We start from the raw sequence: 19435 nt of genomic DNA on the forward strand, positions 1-19435 counted from the left end.
TTAAACTTAGATATAATTGCCCAAAAATTACATAAAGAGCGAATATGATAGATATAAAATTACTTCAAAAAGATTTTGATTATGTAGTAAAAGCTTTACAAAAAAAAGGTGTTGATAACGCACTTTTAAATAATTTAAAAGATTTAGCTTTAAAAACAAAACAAAAAAGACAAGAAATGGAAGATGTTACAGCTGAACAAAATCTTCTATCAAAAGAGTTTGGAAGATATAAAAAAGAAAATCTTGATATAAGTGAACTTCAAGAAAAAATCAATGCTTTAAAAACAAAAAAGCAAGAGTTAGAAGATGAAGTTAGAACTTTAGAAGATGATCTTAATTCTATTATTTTAAGTGTTCCAAATATGCCTGATGAAAATGTTCCTTTTGGAGTTGATGAAAATGAAAATGTGATTTTGGAAGTTATTGGTGAAAAACCAACTTTTAATTTTACACCAAAAGAGCACTGGGATTTATCTTGTGATTGGTTAGATTTTGAAAGAGGTGTAAAACTAGCAAAATCAAGATTTACAGCAATTAAAGGTGATGGTGCTAGACTTGAGCGAGCTTTGATAAATTATATGCTTGATTTTAATAGACAAAGAGGATTTAATGAATGGTATGTTCCATTTATGGCAAACTCAAATACTCTTCAAGGAACTGGGCAACTTCCAAAATTTGCTGATGATTTATTTAAAATTGAAGGTGAAGATTTATATCTAATTCCAACTGCTGAAGTAAGTTTAACAAATCTTTATAATGATGAAATCATTGATAAAAGTGAGTTACCTCTTCTTCTTACATCATATACACCTTGTTTTAGAAAAGAAGCAGGAAGTGCAGGACGAGATACAAGAGGACTTATAAGACAACACCAATTTGATAAAGTTGAGATGGTTGCTATTACTTCACAAGAACAATCAGATGAAATTTTTGAAAAAATGGTAAATTGTGCAAGTGATTTATTAAGCTCTTTAGGACTTTGTCATCAAAAAGTGCAACTTTGTAGTGGAGATTTAGGATTTAGTGCTGCTGTTACTATTGACTTAGAAGTTTGGTTACCTGGACAAAATAAATTTAGAGAAATTTCAAGTATTTCAAATACAAGAGATTTTCAAGCTAGACGGGCGAAAATAAGATATAAAGAAGATAAAAAGAATATTTTAGCTCATACTTTAAATGGTTCAAGTTTAGCAGTTGGACGAACACTATTAGCTATTATGGAAAACTATCAACAAGCTGATGGAAGTGTAAAAATTCCAGAGGTACTTAAAAAATATTTATAAAAATAGATTTTAGGACAATAAAAAAGGGAAGTTTAAAAACTTCCCTTTTTTTTTAAGTTTTACTAAAAAAATAATAGAACATTTACGAAAAATAAAACTTAAACTTAAATAGAACGACCTTTGAAAAGAGTTTCACCCTAAAAAAATCGGTTACAATTTTTTTAACTAAGGAGAGATAAGCGAGGGCAAAACTCTTTGATCAATAAAATAATACTCTTTTGAAACTTAAAGAATGCTATTTTATTGCTACGAAATAAAAAGATTTCTATTTTTATAAAACCTTTCTATTTTTAAATGAAATAATTATTGTTAAAGCAATAATAACAATTGTGATATAAACAAAATTTGGTATTACTATGGGCTCTCCTGCCACATAAGAGTGTTTTCCACTTAAAAAATAATTTACTCCAAAATAGGTCATAATGATACTAAAATAGCTAATAACAGATAAAAGATTTAAAACATAATCATTGATAACATCTTTTATATATTTTAAATGGATTATTATTATATAAATTATTATTGAAATAAGTGTCCAAGTCTCTTTTGGATCCCAAGCCCAATATCTTCCCCAAGATTCATTTGCCCAAATTCCACCTAAAAAATTACCAATTACTAAAAGTATGATACCTATTAGAATAGATATTTCATTTATTCGAGAAGCTTCTTTTATACTAAGTAATATTCTAAAAAATCTTTCATTTTCATTTTTTGCATTTGCAAAAATATATAAAATTAAAGAAAAAAATCCAAGAAGACAACTAAGCGCCAAAAATCCATAGCTTGCAGTAATTACACTTACATGAATAGTTAACCAATATGATTTTAAGACAGGTGCTAAAGTTGTAATTTGAGGTTCTAACCAACTTAAATGGGCAACAAAAAGTGTAATTCCACTTAAAATGGCTGTACAACTAAGAGCTAAATGTGATTGTTTTGAAAAAATTATTCCAGATATAGCAATAGCCCATGAGATATAAATCATAGATTCATAACCATTTGTCCAAGGTGCATGTCCTGCAACATACCATCTTAAAGCTAATCCAAAAGTATGAAAAATGAAACCAAAAATTAGAAGATAAAAAGTTAATTTTGTGATTTTTTCTACTTTTATACTCGGATTTATGATGTTTATAAAAACAATAAATAAAAGAATAACTCCTAAAATTAGATAAAAAGGCATTAATCTTTCAAAAATATCAAATTTATTTAAAAGAAGTTCTGCTTGAATCTTAATCTTATTTGGAATGATATTTGAAGCAAGATTATATTGATAAGATTTTATTTCATCAAGATAATTATTTGCTTTTTCCCAATCGTTGTTTTTTGAAGCATCCAATAGTGAGAAATAGTAGTTTTTAACTAAATTGTTTATTTGTAAAGATTGTTCATTCTTATAAGAATTTGCCTCAATTATATTTAGCCATTTATTATTTAAATCATCTTTTAGAGGAAAAACTTTGAAAAAATCACCATTAAATAGTGAATAAGATATATTTAAAGCTTCATCTATTTTTATTAGTTCTTTATCATAAATTGTTCTATTTGAAGCACTTTTATTATTGCTGATTTCAAGTTCATCTGCTAATTTATAACCACCATATTTGTCATAAACATCATCAAAAGAGAAATAAGATTTATCTATAGAAAGCCCCAAAAGTTTTTTAATATTTTCATCTTTAACTTTATAAATAGGAATTGTTCGCCAAATTTCAGGATACATCATCATACTAATAAAAAATTGGTTTTCGTCTAAATTTCCAATTAAACTTTTTTTAGTTGTTTTATTTAATATTTCTATTGCCAAAGAGTTAAGAGGTTTTATTCTTCCTTGGTAATCTTGAACTAAAAGTGAACCGAATTTTTGACTATGAATTTTGTCTATATTATAAATTAGCTCTAAATCTTGAGTAAAACTTTTTTGTGGTAAAAAGATAAAAAAAGAAAAGATAACTAAACACAAACTCTTTTTTAAATAATATGATTTTTTAATATCTTCTAAAGTATATCTTTTATGTACAAGTTTTGAAAATCTACTGTTTTTTACAAATAAAGTCAGAATTAATCCTAAAAAAAGTAGAAAATATCCAATATAAGTTGGAATTTTCCCTGGGTCTTTATTTACTGATAAAATAGTAGCAGTTTCATCCATTTTGTATGAAGATTGAAAAAATCTATATCCTTTATAGTCTAAAACATTATTCATAAAAATAGTGTAATCAAAAGAGTTGTTTTCTATTGGGTCATAAATTTTTACAAAACTTGAATATGTTGAAGGTGAATTTGAACCAGGGTATCTTTGAAGTACAAAATCATTTAATAAAATTGAAAAAGGTAAAACTATCTCTTTTGCTCCCCATTGAAGTTCAATTTTTTTATCTTCGATAAATAGTGTTTGAGTAACACCTAAAGATGAATCAGCTTTTTTATAAAGAGGAATTTGTGAAGTTTTATTATCATATTTAAAATCAACAATAATAGCATTAACTTGTTCGCTTTTATCGAACATTTTATCACTATTTACAACTTCAAGTTTTCCATTCATTAAAGCTTCAAAAATTTTAAATTGAGTTTGTCCAATTTTATAAATTTTATTTTTTTCAATTTTTGTTTGTGTATTTGCATTTATAGTTTTTTCATTTTCTAAATCATTAGAATATAAAGTTATTTGCAAATTTGAAGTTAAATAAAATTCATCATTTATAGTTTCAAAATTTATTGTTGGTTTAGTTTCATTTTTTATGTTGTTATTAAGTGTAAAAGTTAAAAAATTAGAATCAAATTTTTCTTTATCTTGTAATAAAATATTTTTTGCTCCCATTGCTTCTGATAACAAAATATCCATTGAAATTTTTCCATTAGGATTTGGAACTAATTTTTCAATAGCATTATTTACATAATTATTATATTTTATAGATAAAGGTTTATTATTTATTGTAGTTTCATATTCAAATTTTGTTTGATTTAAAGGAGTTATCATAACCTCTTTTTCATAACTTTTTTCGCCATCTTTATCCAAAATTTTTATTTGTATATATTCATTTGTAGAATAAACTTTATTTTCCATACTTCCTTCAGGAATTGTCATGACAGCTTCATAACCTAGATATCTAGTCATTGCTGAACCTATAAAAATAAAAATTATTGATATATGAATTAAAAAAGTAAAAAATTTATTTTTTTTATACATTTTAAAAATGATAATATTAACTGCTATTCCAACTGTTAAAATTAGCATAATAAGTTCAAACCAAGTTTGTCCATATACAAATGATTTTGCACCAAGAACTCCAAAATCATTTTCAACAAATGTTGCAACTGCGCAAGCTAAAGCCATAAATATCAAAAATATAGTCATAATTTGCATGCTAAAGATATTTTTTAAAAAATTAATCATTTGTACTCTTTTTGAAAGAATTAAGAGAAGAAATCTTCTCTTAATTTTATTAATATGAAGTTTTAGTTTCTACGCCTTCTCTACTTTTTGGATTGTAAAGCCCTTTTTGTTCTGCTTCATTTTTCCAATCTTTTAGTAAACCGTTTGTGAACTGTTTTTTCTCTTCAATTAGTTTTCCCATTGGTAAACCAATCAATTCTTGAGCTTGTTTTTTATCAGTAATTGTAGGTGCTTTATAATCTGTTACACCATGTTTTGCTAAAACTTTAGCTAATTTGATTCTTGCATTTCCTGCTTTTTCAATAGCTGTTCCTAAAGTTTTTAAAGTCTCTTCTGGTGCATGGAAAAATGCTGAGTGTGAAGCTGCTGCAAAATCCCATCTCCATTGAGCATGTCTAATATCAGTTAAAATATCTTTCATCTCTTCTGGTGTTGCTCCAACTTCCCAAGCTTTTCCAGCTTCTAAGTGAGCAGCTACAATTTGTTCCATTGCTTTTTGGTTAAGATCATCTTTTCTTGCTTTTTTATCTTGAATATTTGCTAATAGAGATTTTTCACTAACTCTGTGACAATTCATACAAGTTTTATCCATATTTTCTAAAGGATTACCAATTTTATGGTCTGTATATTTTATACCACCTTCTTGAGTATATGGCATGTGACAATCTGCACAAGAAACATTATTTCTTCCATGAGCTCCTGTTTTCCAAGTTTCATATTCTGGGTGTTGCGCTTTTATCATTGGAGTTTTAGAAACTTGATGTACCCAATCACTAAATTCAATTGTGTCATAATATTTTTCCATATCTTCAACTGTAGTTCCATTTGCCCAAGGTAAAGTTACTGCCATAGCTGTTTTACCATTTTCTAAAGGAGTTTTTTTGAAATAGTATTCAACGTGACATTGTGCACAAACTAATGTTCTCATATCTTGTTGAGTTGCTGTTGCTAAAGTAGGGCTTTTACCTTCAGCTTTTAAAGCATCATTTAAATAACTTCTTCCAACTTGAAGTTCCATTGTTTCTGGATTGTGACAATCTACACAACCTATAGGATTTACTATGTCAGCACCATATTTTGCCCATTTCCCTGTGAAATATTCATTGTTCCCTTGTTCGTGCATAATTCTTGGAACATCAGGCGATTTACATGTCCAACAAGCACTTGGTAGAGGACCACTTTCTTTATCTGTTGGTGCACCTGTTCTTAAAGAATTACTTACATCATCAATCGCATAAAAGTGACCTCTTGGTGCATTATAATCTTTTGAAAACGCATAACCTGCCCATAAAACAACCATTTCTGGATGTAGTTTTAACATATCATCTATTTGATCTGAGTTTTTTGTTTGTTTCCATGAATCAAATTCTCTTGGATAGAATTTTCTAAACTCTTCATTTTTTGTTTCCCATTTTTCAATTTTTGGAACAGATAATAGATTCTCTTTTTCTTCTTTTTTCTCATTTATTGAAGCCAATAATACCGTCATTAATCCTATCGCAATTATAGAAATTGCAAATAAAAATTTATACTTTTTCATGATATTCCCCTTCTTACTTTAAGTGTTCTTTTATTCCCAAACTATATGGAGTTGAAATTAAACTTCTAACTTTTCCATGTGGTACATATTTGTGACATTCCCAACATTTTCGATCTTTATCGAAATTTCCCTTGTTGTGATAAGAACTTGCATTTTTTTGCACAGTTTCACTCACACCGCTATGACATCTTACACAGTTTGCTTGTACACGTTCTGCGGCGTTATCACTTATTCTAATGTTGTTTTTATAAGTATTTAAAGTAAAAGCAACTGAGTGATTCCAACCATCAATTGCTTTTGCAGTATACTTAGCGACTTCATCTCCTACTGGAAGGTGACAGTCTATACATTTTGCTACATTTTTATGTGAGCTATTATCCCAAGTTGTATAAGCTGAATGCATAACATGGCAGTTAATACAGGCTTTAGGATCACTAGAAAGATATGACAACATCGAAGAAGCATACATTGTGTAAACAAGTAATAATGCAGCAATAGTAGCACTTAAAATTGCTCCATAGATAATTATCTTTTTGTTTTTCATTGTATAGTCCTTATGCCAGATGACTTTAAATTGTACAATAAGAAAAACGAATTATGCCTTGACCAAAGTCAAGAAAAAGCAGAAAAATGAATAATTATTCATTTATTTTTATTCAAAGAAGAGCTTATTTCACGAAAACCTTAGAATCATAAAGTTTATTGTTTACTTTTACTTCAAAATAACCTTGAGTAACATTTTGATGTTTAAATGTTAGTTCATAAGCAAATATTTTTTTAGTTATTTTATTTGAAATAGGAATATAACTTTGGTAAATTCCAATTGAATCTCCAATTCTAACTTCAACATTTGTATTTTTATTATAGTTTCCTAAAATTACTATTTTAGAATAACAAGTTCCATTATAATTTTGAGTTGTGCTTGTTACATGTTGTACATTTTCACCAGTTTCATTTTCATGAAAAATTCCAACAGCAAAAGCTTTTTGAATGTCTGAGTCAATAGCAAAAATATTAGAGATAAAAAAAGTTAGGATAAAGATTGCTTTTTTCATAATGATTTAAAGTTTTTCAGGTTTTCCTATGTAATAACCTTGAGCACAACTAACACCAATTTCTTTAATTATCTCTAAAATTTGTTTATCCGCAACAAATTCTGCTACAGTTTTAATTCCTATTCTTCTAGCAAAGCTTACTATTGTTTCAACAATAATTCTATGTTTTTCATCTGATGCTATATTTTTTATTAGTGAACCATCGATTTTTATATAGTTTACATCTAGTCTTAAAAGATGCTCAAAGTTTGAATAACCTGTACCGAAATCATCAATTGCAATTTTTGCACCTAATGCTTTTATTTGATTAATAAAACTTATTACTTCATCGTAGTTTTCGATACCTTCAGATTCTAAAATCTCAAAAGTAACTTTTGATGCAGTATTTGTTTCTGTGATATTTTTAATTATCTCTTTAACTGTTTCTTTATCTTTTATATCTGCAATATTTAAGTTGATAGAAAAATTTTCATTTCTATGTTTAAAAGTTTCACAAGCTTCTTTTATGACTTTTCTTGTGATGCTTGAATATAGTTTTACTTTTTTTGAAAAATCTAAGAATTTTATTGGAGGAATGATGTTTCCATCTTTATCTATCATTCTAACCAATGTTTCAAAAGAGTAAATTTCACCAGTTTCAATATCTATTAGTGGTTGATAGTGACAAACTATTCTATCTTCTAAAAGAGCTTCTTTGATTGAAGTTGCCATTTCTAAATTTTGTTTATATTTTTTTTCTATATTTTCGCTCTCTTCATAAACTGATATATCAGATGAAGAGTTTTTTGCATTATTTACAGCAATATCTACTTTTGTTAATAAATTATCTTTTGCTTTTGCAATACCAATTGAAAAACCTATTGAAATGGTTTGATCTTCCACATAAAAAGGTTCTTCATCAAATAAAGTTAATATCTTTTGTGCTTGAGATTTCAATTGGTCGATTGATAAATTTTCATAAAATAAGATAGCAAACTCATCACCATCAATTCTATAAACAATATATTTATAATCTAAAAATCTATTTGCAATATCTTGCAAAATTTTATCTGCATTTTCTGTTCCAAAAAAGTCATTTATCTCTTTGAAATCATCTATATTGAAAACTATACAAGCAGTTGGAAAATTTGTATTTATATCTAAAATAATTTTTTGTCTATTTGGTAATGTTGTTAGTTGGTCATAATAAGCAAGTTTTTCATTTTTTTCTTTTAGTAAGATTTTTTCTGTGATATCTCTTGCTGTTCCTATAACTCCGACTAATTTTCCATTTTCATCAAAGAAAGGAGCCTTATCAACTTCAAGATAAGTTAACTTACCTCTGATGTTTCCTTTTTCTATAAATCTTAATGATTTCATAGCTTTTAAAGTCTCTTCATCAGAATCAGAACATGAACTAAAAGTGTGATATTCAGGATTTTCTTTATGCTTTTCTCTTACTCTTTCTACAAAAAAATTATCATCTTTTCCAAAAACTTCATCAGGAGTTGCTATTAATAATCCTTTACAAATAGCATTGTTTGCGTATAAATATCGACCTTCTAAATCTTTTATCCATAACATATCAGGAGAATATTCAGATATTAGTATTAAAAGATTTTCTGGGTCAATAGTAGGTTTCATAAACTCTCCTTCCCTTATTCTTTTTAAGGGAGTAATAAAATAATTTTCTTATGGAGGGTAATTGTACCATAATAATGTTAATTATAATAATTTATTGGTATATTACTCTTCTTAATAACTCCTTGTTCTTTTCTTTTAACTCATCATAATATAGTTGATATTTTATTTTGTTTTCAAAAGATATAGGTGTTCTAACTGATTTATATTCAACTAATTCACCATTTTTTATTACTTGAGAAATCTCTGCATATACCCAATAAAAACCTTCATCTTTTCTAAGATTTTTTACAAAGCCACTCCAATGACCTTCTGCTTTTAACTTTGTCCATAAATCTTTAAAAATAACTTTTGGCATATCTGGATGCCTTACAATATTATGATTTTTACCTATTAATTCATCTACACTATAACCAGAAATTTCTGCAAAAGTATCATTTGCATAAGTAATAACACCTTTTAGATTTGTTCTTGAAACTATTAGTTCATTTCTAGGAACAATAGTTTCGCACAAGAATTTTCCGCTTAAGAATTCCATTTTATTTTCCAGTTTTATCGAAATTTGTTGCAAAACCTATTAAATCTTTTTGTTTTAAATCTCCATTGTAAACAATATCTTCAGGTTTTACATCTTCATTTAATACTCTTGGAACAGCATCACTATTTTCTAAAACTTCTAAATGAGAATCTAACTCTTCTTGACTATAAGCCATTTGCATATCGGCACTTATTACATTTGGTATTGCTTCAATAACTTTTAATTTTTTCAGTTCTTCTTGAACACCATCTCCTTCAATTGTTACAATTATTCTTCCTAATTCATCGTGCATAAAATAGTCACAAACACCAGATGCTTTTAATGCTTTTACAACTTCTTCTAAATTTTTTGGTAAAGTTTGTACCACAATACTTGAAATATTCATCTTATTCTCCTAATTTATAATAGTTTATTTTATTATCATCACTTGCAATAAATAGCTCATTTTCATTTAAAAATAAGATATTTGTTAAAGTATTTTGAATATTTGTTAATCTAAATAAGTTCTCTTTTGAACTTACATCGAAAACTGTTACATTATTGTTCTCATCACTTGAAAAAGCTCCTTTTTTTGAACTTGGACTTAAAGCCACACTATAAACTAAAAAATTGCTATCTTTATAAAAAGAGTTATTTTTATCTATATTATAAATGGCACAACGTCTATCTTGACCAGCACTTATTAAAGTATTATTTTTTAAATCAACTTGAAAAACATTATCAACATTTTGAGATTTAAATACTTGAAGTAGTTTTAAACTTTTTGAATCAAATAATGATAGCGCTCCACTTTCATCTGCAACAATTACTTTTGTTTTATCCAAAGATAGTTTAAAGTGAGAAAATTTTGATTGAGAAACTTGGACTTCATTTAAAGTAGTTTTGTTTTTTATATCATAAATAAAAAGTTGATTCGAAAGTAGGGCATAGATTATGTGGTTTTCATCTAAAAACTTTGCATACGCGATAAATAGTCTTTTTTTATCATCAATTATATTTATCAACTTTTTATCTTCATATATAAAAAGATTTCTTCCTCCACTTTCTCCTTGAGATAAAATCAAAATTTTATTTTCTAAAATATCTGTACTATAAATTTTTGATTCAATTAAATCACCTAAAAAATCTTTTATTTTAGGAATTTTTATAGTATCAATTTTTTCTTTTGAATTTATATCAAAAATATCAATAGTAGAATTTACAGTTGCTGCTAATAATCTATTTTTATCAAGAACTAAATCAGTTACTCCACCACTTGTTTCTAAAATATTTACTGGTTTTAAATCATTTGCAAAAAGATTGTAAGTTAGAGTAAATATAAGAATAAAATAGTTAAAAATTTTCATAGTTGATCCTAACTAATAATTTTAATTGCATCTGTTGGACAAGATTTTATACAAAGCCCACAAGCTGTACAATTTTGGTTTATCGTTGGTCTAAACATAGCTAAAAAATCTATTGCGTCATAAAAACATGGGTCTTTACATGAAAAACACATAGTTTGATGCCATGATAAACAAGATATTACATCGATTTCTATTTTAGCATCAATATGTTTTTTATTTTCAATATTTAAAACATCATTTGGACAAGCTTTTGCACACTCGTCACAATATGTACAACCAGAAATTGAAAAATCAAGTTTTGGCGTAGAATCTTCTTGAATTATAATGATATTTTCTTCACAAACTTTACTGCATAATCCTTCGCAAGAAGTACAGTTTGAAAAAAAAACTTCTTCATCATTAAAATATGGAGGTCTTATGATTTTTTCTTTATTCTCTTTTTCTTTATAAGCAAAAAGAGAACTAAGAAGTTCTCTTCTTTGCATTATTTAACACCTTCTGAAATTGTATCTATTAAATTTGATCTATCATTTAATCCACCACTTCTAAATTCTGGAGAGAAGTTGTTTTTTGGAACATTTGCACTATTTGATTGTGGTGCGTGGCACGCAGAACAATTAAATCTCGCATTTGATAAGTGGTCAAGAGGTTTTTTTACGCCTTTTAAATCACTTGAATTTTCAACAACTTTTCCTTCTCTTTCTAAATTCCCATTTGAATCAAGTTTTACTTCTTCTCTAAAACTTGTGAAGTGTGATTTAGGAATTGGTGTTGCTCCCATAGATTCAGCTACTAATGGATCATGACAAGCTGTACATTGATTATTATTGATTTCAATAGGTAACATTCCTTCAACATCATGTGGGATCATTGGAGGTGCATTTTCAAATGCTCTTTTAATTTTTGTACTTGTTCCTGCTGCATCTGTACCATATTTTGTTTCATCTGAAACTGTTTTTTCTTCAGATAACAAATTTGTATGTCTTAGTCCTAGCGTACTATCTTTTATTTTGCTATCTGCTGCAAATGCACTACTTATAAAAAAAGATGCAATCGCAATAACTACTAGAGTTAATTTATGTAATTTCATTTTATATCTCCTTTTTTAAATTTTTTATTGAAAAATTAAGAGCTTCATCATCGCATACTTCTACACATCTTCCACAATTTGTACACTCTCCACTTAAAACAGGCATAGAAGTTTTTGTAACCATAAACAATACTTGATTTTCAGGACAAACTTCTTTACATTTCATACAAGCTGTACAATTTTGTGCATTATGATGAACTCTAATTAGACTGAATTTTCCAATTAAACTATAAAATCCACCAAGTGGACAAATATGTCCACACCAACCATTTTTTAAGACAAACAAATCAAATAAAAATATAACAATCATTGTTGCCCAACCAAAACCTAAACCAAAAATAATTCCTCTGTTGATCATTGAAACTGGTGAAATTAGTTCAAATGCTGTAATACCCATAAAAAAAGAGATTACAAAACTAATACCAATCACAAAATATCTAATACTTCTTGATGCTGGTTGTTTTTTCTGAATTTGATTAAAACCCAATTTTCTTCGTAAAAAGTTTGCACTATCTGTTATAATATTTACAGGACAAACCCAAGAACAAAATGCACGACCACCAATTAACATATAAAATATAGTAACAATTAAGGCTCCTAAAATAACATCAAAAGACAAAACCGCTCCTGCAAAAAGCATTTGTGCTACTGCATAAGGGTCAGATAATGGAATAGTTTTTAAAATTAAAGATGAACTTAAATTTCCCATCAAGATTTCAAGCCCATATATATTTGCTAATATAAATAAAGCCATTATTGAAATTTGAGTAAATCTTCTTGCAATTAGGAATTTATATTTTTTTATCATTTTAATAAATCCTCCATTCCACTATTTAAAGAGTCAACCGCATCTTTTTTGTTTATATATGTTTTTGTTGTACCAATTTGTGCATTTTCAACTCGTTGTTCATCTTTTTCATCCCAACCTTTTATATAGTGATCTCCCACTTCTCCTAAAGCTATATCTCTAGGAAGTACAAAGATTGCTGCTTTTTGTGTAACACAGGCTTTTTCACATAAACCACATCCTGTACAAATATCAGGATTTATAACTGGTTTTAAAAAAGCGTGTTTTCCTGTTCTTTCATTTTTTGTATATTCAATAGTGATAGCTTTTCCTAAAAGCGGACAGGCTCTATAACAAGCATCACATTGTATTCCCCAAAATGCTATACATGAACTATCATCAATAACAGCAACACCCATTCTCGCTTTTGAAATATCAAGTTCTTTATTTTCATTTTGAACTGATTTAATATTCAAGGCATCTGTCGGACAAACAGGTACACAAGGAATATCAACACACATATAACAAGGTGTTTTTCTTGGCTCAAAAAATGGTGTACCTAAAGGTTTATTATCTCCTGGTCGTGCAAGTTTTAAAGTATCAAAAGGACAGGCTTCTACACACAATCCACATTTAATACAAGTTGCTAAAAAATCATCTTCATCTAAAGCAGCAGGAGGTCGCAAAATTAATGAAGTAGCTTTTACTTCATCTACATAAGCGCTCCATGTCAAACCACCAAGAATAGCAAGTCCAGCTGCTCTTGCAACTGTTAAAAAGAATTTTCTTCTATCTTGCTCTTGAATAGTTTTTTTTTGCTCTATATTCATTTTGTGACCTTTTATTATCAAGCTGAATAAATTTTAACTGCACATTTTTTGAAATCTGTTTGTCCTGATTGTGGACAAGTTGCATCTAAACAAACTTTATTAATAAATACTTTTTCATCAAACCAAGGTACAAAAACTAATCCTCTTGAAGGTCTATTTCTTCCTCTTGTTTCAACTCTAGCTTTTACTTTTCCACGTCTGCTTTCTACCCAACAAAGAGAACCTTGTTTTACACCATATTGCGTTGCATCATCTGGATGCATATAACAAAGTGCTTCTGGAACCGCTCTATAAAGTTCTGGAACTCTCATCGTCATAGTTCCACTATGCCAATGTTCTAAAACTCTTCCTGTACAAAGCCAAACTGGGAATTCTTTGCTCGGAACTTCTGGTGGATCCATATAAGGACGTGCGAAAATTTTCGCTTTATTTTTCAAAGATTTTTTTGTTTGATCTTTAATTCCAGTTAAATCACCTTGCGCTAACTCTTTTGCTAAAGTTCCATAGAATGCAAAATCACTATCTGGACTTGCTTTTTTTGCATAAGGGTCATATTTTGTATTAAATCTCCAAGAAGTCTCTTTTCCATCAACAACTGGCCATTTTAATCCTCTTACTTTATGGTAAGTGTCAAAATCTGCTAAATCGTGTCCATGTCCTCTACCGAAGTCTGCATACTCTTCAAATAGATATTTTTGGATAAAGAATCCATATCCTTTCCAAGGTTTTCCATCACTTCCTAAAACATTTCTATTATCTCCAAATGCTTCAGTATTATCAAATCCTGTTTGTATTGGATCTTTTTGATCAGCTTTATAAGATTTTGCTTTTTCATTTGCAAATAAAATCTCATACATAGTACTATTTTCATTATATCCCATAGCACGAGCAGCTTCAATTACATTTGGAAGTTTTGTTTCACCTTTTGTACTTGCAAGTACTTGTTCTCCCCATAAATCTTTTACAGTAAATCTTTTAGATAGCTCTACCCATTGCCAAGTATCACTCATAGCATCTCCAACTGGAACTACTTGTTGTCTCCAAAGTTGAGTTCTTCTTTCTGCATTTCCATATCCACCCCATTTTTCATAAATCATTGCAGATGGTAAAATTAAATCTGAAACTTTTGCAGAAATTCCAGGATATGCATCACTTGTTACAATGAAGTTGTCCATTTCTCTTGCTGCTTTTACCCAGTGTGTTGCACTTGCAGTATCTTGGTATGGATTACAAACATTTACCCAAGCAAATTTGATATTTCCGTCTTCAATATCTCTATGAATTTTCATAATATGTTGATGACCTTTTGGATTCAATGTGTCTTTTGGAATTTTCCAATTATTCTCAGTTATTTCTCTATGTTTTGGATTTTCAACCATCATATCTGCTGGAAGTCTGTGCGTAAATGTTCCAACTTCTCTTGCTGTTCCACAAGCACTTGGTTGTCCTGTAAGTGAGAATGCACCACTTCCTGGTTTTGCTTGTTTATTTAATAAAAAATGAACATTGTATGATAAAGTATTTACCCAAGTTCCTCTTGTATGTTGATTCATTCCCATTGTCCAGAAAGATACAACTTTTCTATCTTTTTCTATATACCAATCTGCTAATTGTTGTAATTTTTTCTTAAACTCTTCGATATCTTCATCTGGATTTCCTTTAGAAATTTTTGCAACATAATTTAAAGTATAAGGTTCTAAGAATTTTTTGTACTCTTCAAAACTTATTTCCCAGTGAGCAAGACCAGCATTTTTATTTACAATTTTATCACCAGCTTTATATCCATAAGGAGCAAGTGCAGGAGCTTCAGCTTCAGATACAATTTTTTCCATCTCTTTTGAAATAGTTTCCATTTCAGCTTTAGAGTATTTTCCATCTTTTATTGATTTTTCATCTGATTTTCTCATCCCATAACCAATATTAATAGGACTTGCTGCAAATACTATATGCTCTTTTACGAAATCCCAATCAATTGCTTCTGGACGATTATAAACTATCTCTCTTGCAATATAATTCCATAAAGCTAAATCTGTATTTGGAGTGAAAATAATTTCAATATCAGCTAAATCAGAAGTTCTATGTCTATAAGTTGAAATATTTATAACTTTTACTCTATCAGGATTACTTAGTTTTCTATCTGTTACTCTTGACCATAAAATTGGGTGCATTTCTGCCATATTTGAACCCCAAGTTACAATAGTATCAGTAAGTTCAATATCATCATAACAACCACTTGGTTCATCTATTCCAAATGTTTGATAAAAACCAACAACAGCTGATGCCATACAATGTCTTGCATTTGGATCAATTGCATTTGATCTAAATCCTGCTTTCATCATTTTTAATGCAGCATAACCTTCCATAATTGTATGTTGTCCTGAAGCAAATACAGCAACTCCTTCTGGACCTTTTTCTTTTAATGCAATTCTGATATGTTTTTCCATTTCATCAAAAGCTCTTTTCCATGATACTGGAGCAAAATCACCTTTTTTATCAAATTCACCTTTTGAGTTAACTCTTAACAAAGGTTGTTTAAGTCTATCTGCACCATACATTATTTTTGCATTAAAGTAACCTTTAATACAATTAAGACCTCTATTAACTGGAGCTGCTGGATCTCCTTTTACTGCAACAATTTTTCCTTCTTTTGTTGCAAGCATAATTCCACAACCTGTTCCACAAAACCTACATGCTGCTTTATCCCAACGCCAACCGCCTTCTGCAACATCAGCTTGTGCTTGTAAATCAGCTGGTATTGCCATACCAACAGCCGCAGCGGCACTTGCTGCAGCTGAACTTTTAAGAAAATCTCTTCTTGAAAGTGACATCATTTCTCCTTTATGAAATATAATTCTTAACATTGAATTGTAACTATAAAAAAGATGTAAAATATTGATGTATGTCAAGTAGCTTAAGTTTTAATTAAGATAAAAAATATCCTATTTTAACTCTAAGCTCTTAAACTCAGTAAGATGAATAAAATTTTGTTATTTTTTAAAATTTTAAAATTTTAGTTATAATTTTACTTACATAATAATTACATAACTTTCAAATATAATTATTTTGATATCAAAATTTTAAGGAGAGTATAGATATGAAAAAAGTAGTTTTAGGAACAATTGCAGCTGCAATGTTAGCAACATCAGGATTGGCTGCTGATTATGTAATGAAAATTAGCCACGTTGTAAGTGCTAGTACACCAAAAGGTATGGCTGCTGATTATTTAGAAAAAAGAATTGAAGAGTTAACAAAAGGAAAAATTGATGTTCAAGTATTTCCAAACTCACAATTATATGGTGATGGTGATGAAATGAAAGCTTTGGCTATGAACAATGTTCAAGTAATTATGCCAAGTTTATCAAAATTCCCATCAATTGTACCTCAAATTCAACTTTTTGACTTACCGTTTCTTTTTAGAGATAAAGAACACTTATATAAAGTTATGGATGGAGAAGTTGGAGCAAAACTTAAATCTTATGTAGATGCAAAAAAACAGATGATTGCATTTGATTATTGGGATGCTGGATTTAAACACTTTTCAAGTTCTAAACAACCTATTATTAATCCAGAAGATGCAAAAGGTTTAAAATTTAGAATTCAAAGTTCAAAAGTGTTAGAAGCACAATTTAAAGCTGTTGGTGGAAACCCACAAATTTTACCATTCTCTGAAGTTTATTCAGCACTTCAACAAGGTGTTGTTGATGCAACAGAAAATCCACTATCAAACTTCTATACAAAAAAATTTAATGAAGTTCAATCTAGTCTTACTTTAAGTAGTCATGGTTATTTAGGTTATTTAGTTGTTATGAATCAACAATTTTGGGAAAAATTACCAAAAGATTTACAAGAAAAAGTTGCAATTGCTATGAAAGAAGCAACAGAGTTAGAAAGAAAAGAGACTGCAATTGAAGATGTAAAAATTATGGAAGCTTTAAAAAAATACTCTGCTGATACAAAAAAACTTGAAATTTATCAATTAACAGATGAACAAGTAGCAAAATGGAGAAAAGTTATGGAAGCTATCTATCCACAGTTTTATGATGTAATCGGTGAAGATTTAATCAAAAAAGCTATTGAAACAAAATAAGTAAAGTAGAAATATGAAAAAACTTTTTAGTATTTTGGATATTATAGTCGGAACAATAAATCAAACAATAGCCGTTTATGGAATGATATTGGGTGTTTTGTTAGCATTTATTAATGTGGTTCTAAGATATATTTTTGATATGAGTCTTCCTTGGGCCGCAGAACTTACTAATTATCTTTTCATTTGGGCAGCTCTTTTTGGTGCTGCTTATGGATTTAAACAAGGTGCGCACATCTCTATTACATTGTTAATAGAGAAGTGCTCTCCTGCTGTTATGAAAGGATTTTTGATTTTTGCAAGTTTATTATCTATTGCGTATTTGCTTTTAATCTCATACTTTGGGTATGAGCTTGTATTGTTCCTTATGGATTTCGGTGAAATAAATGTAGATTTACAAGTTCCTATGTGGATACCACAATTAGTTATACCGATTGCATTTTTACTTGCAGCGTATAGAGTTTTTGAAAAACTTATTGAACTTTATAGAACTGATGCTGATAAAATTAAACTATTTAGTGAGCATGAAGCCATTTTAGAAGAAATTAAAGGAGAAAAATAGTTATGGTTATAGCTACACTTTTTATTTTACTTTTTGGCTTAATGCTAATAGGAGTTCCTGTTGCAGTAGCACTTGGGGCTAGTACATTAGTTTCAGCATTTTTATTCACAAATTTAGATTTAATGGGAACAGCTTCTCATATTTTTGATGGATTAAATAAGTATACTCTTATGGCAATTCCTATGTTTGTTTTAGCAGGTTCACTACTATCAAAAGGAAGTGCCGCAACTAGAATTATTAATTTTGCAAAAAGTTTAGTTGGACATTTACCAGGTGGTTTACCAATTGCAGCTATTTTAGCATCAATTATATTTGCAGCTATTAGTGGAAGTTCTCCTGCAACAGTTGCTGCTATTGGTTCTGTTATGTATGGAGCTATCAAACAAGCTGGATATAATGAGCAATTTGCTATTGGAACAATCACAACTTCTGGAACTTTAGGTATCTTAATTCCACCTTCAGTTGTATTTATCGTGTATGGTGTAAGTGCTGATGAGTCTATTGGAAAACTATTCATGGCAGGAGTAATTCCTGGTCTTATGATAGGTGGAATGATGATGATAGCGACATATATTCTAGCTAGAAAAAATGGTTTTAAAGCTGGAAAAATGGCTAGTCTTAAAGAAATAGTTATTGCTTTTAAAGAATCATTTTGGGCATTATTAATTATTTTTGTTGTTATTGGTGGAATCTATGGTGGAATATTTACACCAACTGAAGCTGGTGCTGTAAGTGTTATGTATGCATTTTTTATCTCTTTCTTTGTATATAAAGATATAAAAATGAAAGATTTACATAAAATTGCATTAGATTCAGCACAAACAAGTTCTATGATTTTCTTTATCATTGCAAATGCTATGATTTTTGCACACTTTTTAACAGATGAGCAAATTCCTCAACAAATTACTCAAATGATAATAGAAGCAGATGTAAGTCCTTTAATGTTCTTGCTTATTGTAAATATTTTACTTTTAGTAATGGGACAATTTATGGAACCTAGTTCTGTTGTAATGATAACAGTTCCTTTATTGCTTCCAATTGGGATTGCTTTAGGAATTGATCCTATTCATCTTGGTGTTATCATGGTTGTAAATATGGAAATAGGTATGCTTACTCCACCTGTCGGATTAAATTTATTCGTCGCAAGTGGAATAACAGGATTGAGTATGGGACAAGTTATAAAAGCTTCATTACCAATGACAGTAGTTTTATTAATTGGATTAATGTTGATAACTTATATTCCAGCAATTTCTCTTTGGCTTCCAAATTTAATGTTTGGATAAGAAAGTAAGGGTTTATCTCT

Annotated in this window: 17 protein-coding genes; 4 read left to right on the forward strand and 13 right to left on the reverse strand. The window is 28.8% G+C overall.

The annotated features are described in order from the left end of the window. Positions 1-44: 44 nt before the first annotated feature. A complete protein-coding gene (serS, locus tag CKV87_RS01725) occupies positions 45-1283 on the forward strand; it encodes a serine--tRNA ligase (protein ID WP_012012179.1) in 1239 nt (412 codons plus the stop codon). 271 nt (positions 1284-1554) lie between these two features. Here the strand turns inward: serS and ccsA are convergent, their stop codons facing one another. The 13 genes from ccsA to napA all read right to left on the reverse strand — a co-directional run bounded on the left by ccsA (position 1555) and on the right by napA (position 16314). Further along, positions 1555-4680: a cytochrome c biogenesis protein gene (gene ccsA, locus CKV87_RS01730; protein WP_012012180.1), complete on the reverse strand. Its 3126-nt coding sequence runs from the start codon at positions 4678-4680 to the stop codon at positions 1555-1557. Positions 4681-4729: 49 nt separating this feature from the next. After that, complete coding sequence (nrfA, locus tag CKV87_RS01735) at positions 4730-6220, reverse strand: ammonia-forming cytochrome c nitrite reductase (RefSeq protein ID WP_012012181.1); 1491 nt, start codon at positions 6218-6220, stop codon at positions 4730-4732. Between the two features lie 13 nt (positions 6221-6233). Further along, a complete protein-coding gene (nrfH, locus tag CKV87_RS01740; protein ID WP_004510406.1) occupies positions 6234-6764 on the reverse strand; it encodes a cytochrome c nitrite reductase small subunit in 531 nt (176 codons plus the stop codon). Between the two features lie 124 nt (positions 6765-6888). Then, positions 6889-7275, reverse strand: a complete 387-nt coding sequence (locus CKV87_RS01745; protein ID WP_012012182.1) for a hypothetical protein — start codon at positions 7273-7275, stop codon at positions 6889-6891. A gap of 6 nt (positions 7276-7281) precedes the next feature. Continuing rightward, a complete protein-coding gene (locus CKV87_RS01750) occupies positions 7282-8898 on the reverse strand; it encodes an EAL domain-containing protein (protein ID WP_012012183.1) in 1617 nt (538 codons plus the stop codon). A 91-nt stretch (positions 8899-8989) separates the two neighbouring features. Continuing rightward, positions 8990-9433, reverse strand: coding sequence for a PAS domain-containing protein (locus tag CKV87_RS01755; RefSeq protein WP_012012184.1), 444 nt, complete (start codon positions 9431-9433; stop codon positions 8990-8992). Between the two features lies 1 nt (position 9434). Further along, a complete protein-coding gene (locus tag CKV87_RS01760; RefSeq protein ID WP_004510410.1) occupies positions 9435-9818 on the reverse strand; it encodes a chaperone NapD in 384 nt (127 codons plus the stop codon). Position 9819: 1 nt separating this feature from the next. After that, positions 9820-10779, reverse strand: a complete 960-nt coding sequence (locus tag CKV87_RS01765; protein WP_012012185.1) for a WD40 repeat domain-containing protein — start codon at positions 10777-10779, stop codon at positions 9820-9822. Between the two features lie 8 nt (positions 10780-10787). Then, positions 10788-11264, reverse strand: coding sequence for a ferredoxin-type protein NapF (locus tag CKV87_RS01770; protein WP_012012186.1), 477 nt, complete (start codon positions 11262-11264; stop codon positions 10788-10790). Further along, entirely contained in the window at positions 11264-11869 is a 606-nt protein-coding gene (locus CKV87_RS01775) for a nitrate reductase cytochrome c-type subunit (protein WP_012012187.1), read from the reverse strand. Before CKV87_RS01775 ends, CKV87_RS01770 begins: the two co-directional genes overlap by 1 nt. Position 11870: 1 nt before the next feature. Beyond that, a complete protein-coding gene (gene napH / locus CKV87_RS01780; protein WP_012012188.1) occupies positions 11871-12677 on the reverse strand; it encodes a quinol dehydrogenase ferredoxin subunit NapH in 807 nt (268 codons plus the stop codon). Continuing rightward, entirely contained in the window at positions 12674-13486 is an 813-nt protein-coding gene (gene napG / locus CKV87_RS01785) for a ferredoxin-type protein NapG (protein WP_012012189.1), read from the reverse strand. The genes napH and napG overlap by 4 nt, the downstream gene beginning before the upstream one ends. 17 nt (positions 13487-13503) lie before the next feature. Continuing rightward, the gene (gene napA / locus CKV87_RS01790) at positions 13504-16314 is read right to left on the reverse strand and encodes a nitrate reductase catalytic subunit NapA (RefSeq protein WP_012012190.1); all 2811 of its coding nucleotides are present in this window, start codon (positions 16312-16314) and stop codon (positions 13504-13506) included. A 266-nt stretch (positions 16315-16580) separates the two neighbouring features. On the opposite strand from napA, the gene CKV87_RS01795 reads away from it, so the two are divergent. Genes CKV87_RS01795 through CKV87_RS01805 form a run of 3 tightly spaced genes read left to right on the forward strand, consistent with a single transcriptional unit; the run spans position 16581 to position 19415 of the window. Beyond that, positions 16581-17573 carry a DctP family TRAP transporter solute-binding subunit gene (locus CKV87_RS01795; protein ID WP_012012191.1) on the forward strand — a complete coding sequence of 331 codons (993 nt, stop codon included), beginning with the start codon at positions 16581-16583 and terminating at the stop codon, positions 17571-17573. A gap of 13 nt (positions 17574-17586) precedes the next feature. Beyond that, positions 17587-18132: a TRAP transporter small permease gene (locus CKV87_RS01800; protein WP_012012192.1), complete on the forward strand. Its 546-nt coding sequence runs from the start codon at positions 17587-17589 to the stop codon at positions 18130-18132. 2 nt (positions 18133-18134) lie between these two features. Further along, the gene (locus CKV87_RS01805; protein WP_012012193.1) at positions 18135-19415 is read left to right on the forward strand and encodes a TRAP transporter large permease; all 1281 of its coding nucleotides are present in this window, start codon (positions 18135-18137) and stop codon (positions 19413-19415) included. Positions 19416-19435: the final 20 nt, after the last annotated feature.

It is taken from the genome of Aliarcobacter butzleri (assembly GCF_900187115.1).
GTDB classification, from domain to species: domain Bacteria; phylum Campylobacterota; class Campylobacteria; order Campylobacterales; family Arcobacteraceae; genus Aliarcobacter; species Aliarcobacter butzleri.

Bases quoted from the DNA above. Each gene is read 5' to 3' on its own strand.
- serS (WP_012012179.1), top strand. From the start codon at position 45: ATGATAGATATAAAATTACTTCAAAAAGATTTTGATTATGTAGTAAAA.
- ccsA (WP_012012180.1), bottom strand. From the start codon at position 4,680: ATGATTAATTTTTTAAAAAATATCTTTAGCATGCAAATTATGACTATA.
- nrfA (WP_012012181.1), bottom strand. From the start codon at position 6,220: ATGAAAAAGTATAAATTTTTATTTGCAATTTCTATAATTGCGATAGGA.
- nrfH (WP_004510406.1), bottom strand. From the start codon at position 6,764: ATGAAAAACAAAAAGATAATTATCTATGGAGCAATTTTAAGTGCTACT.
- CKV87_RS01745 (WP_012012182.1), bottom strand. From the start codon at position 7,275: ATGAAAAAAGCAATCTTTATCCTAACTTTTTTTATCTCTAATATTTTT.
- CKV87_RS01750 (WP_012012183.1), bottom strand. From the start codon at position 8,898: ATGAAACCTACTATTGACCCAGAAAATCTTTTAATACTAATATCTGAA.
- CKV87_RS01755 (WP_012012184.1), bottom strand. From the start codon at position 9,433: ATGGAATTCTTAAGCGGAAAATTCTTGTGCGAAACTATTGTTCCTAGA.
- CKV87_RS01760 (WP_004510410.1), bottom strand. From the start codon at position 9,818: ATGAATATTTCAAGTATTGTGGTACAAACTTTACCAAAAAATTTAGAA.
- CKV87_RS01765 (WP_012012185.1), bottom strand. From the start codon at position 10,779: ATGAAAATTTTTAACTATTTTATTCTTATATTTACTCTAACTTACAAT.
- CKV87_RS01770 (WP_012012186.1), bottom strand. From the start codon at position 11,264: ATGCAAAGAAGAGAACTTCTTAGTTCTCTTTTTGCTTATAAAGAAAAA.
- CKV87_RS01775 (WP_012012187.1), bottom strand. From the start codon at position 11,869: ATGAAATTACATAAATTAACTCTAGTAGTTATTGCGATTGCATCTTTT.
- napH (WP_012012188.1), bottom strand. From the start codon at position 12,677: ATGATAAAAAAATATAAATTCCTAATTGCAAGAAGATTTACTCAAATT.
- napG (WP_012012189.1), bottom strand. From the start codon at position 13,486: ATGAATATAGAGCAAAAAAAAACTATTCAAGAGCAAGATAGAAGAAAA.
- napA (WP_012012190.1), bottom strand. From the start codon at position 16,314: ATGTCACTTTCAAGAAGAGATTTTCTTAAAAGTTCAGCTGCAGCAAGT.
- CKV87_RS01795 (WP_012012191.1), top strand. From the start codon at position 16,581: ATGAAAAAAGTAGTTTTAGGAACAATTGCAGCTGCAATGTTAGCAACA.
- CKV87_RS01800 (WP_012012192.1), top strand. From the start codon at position 17,587: ATGAAAAAACTTTTTAGTATTTTGGATATTATAGTCGGAACAATAAAT.
- CKV87_RS01805 (WP_012012193.1), top strand. From the start codon at position 18,135: ATGGTTATAGCTACACTTTTTATTTTACTTTTTGGCTTAATGCTAATA.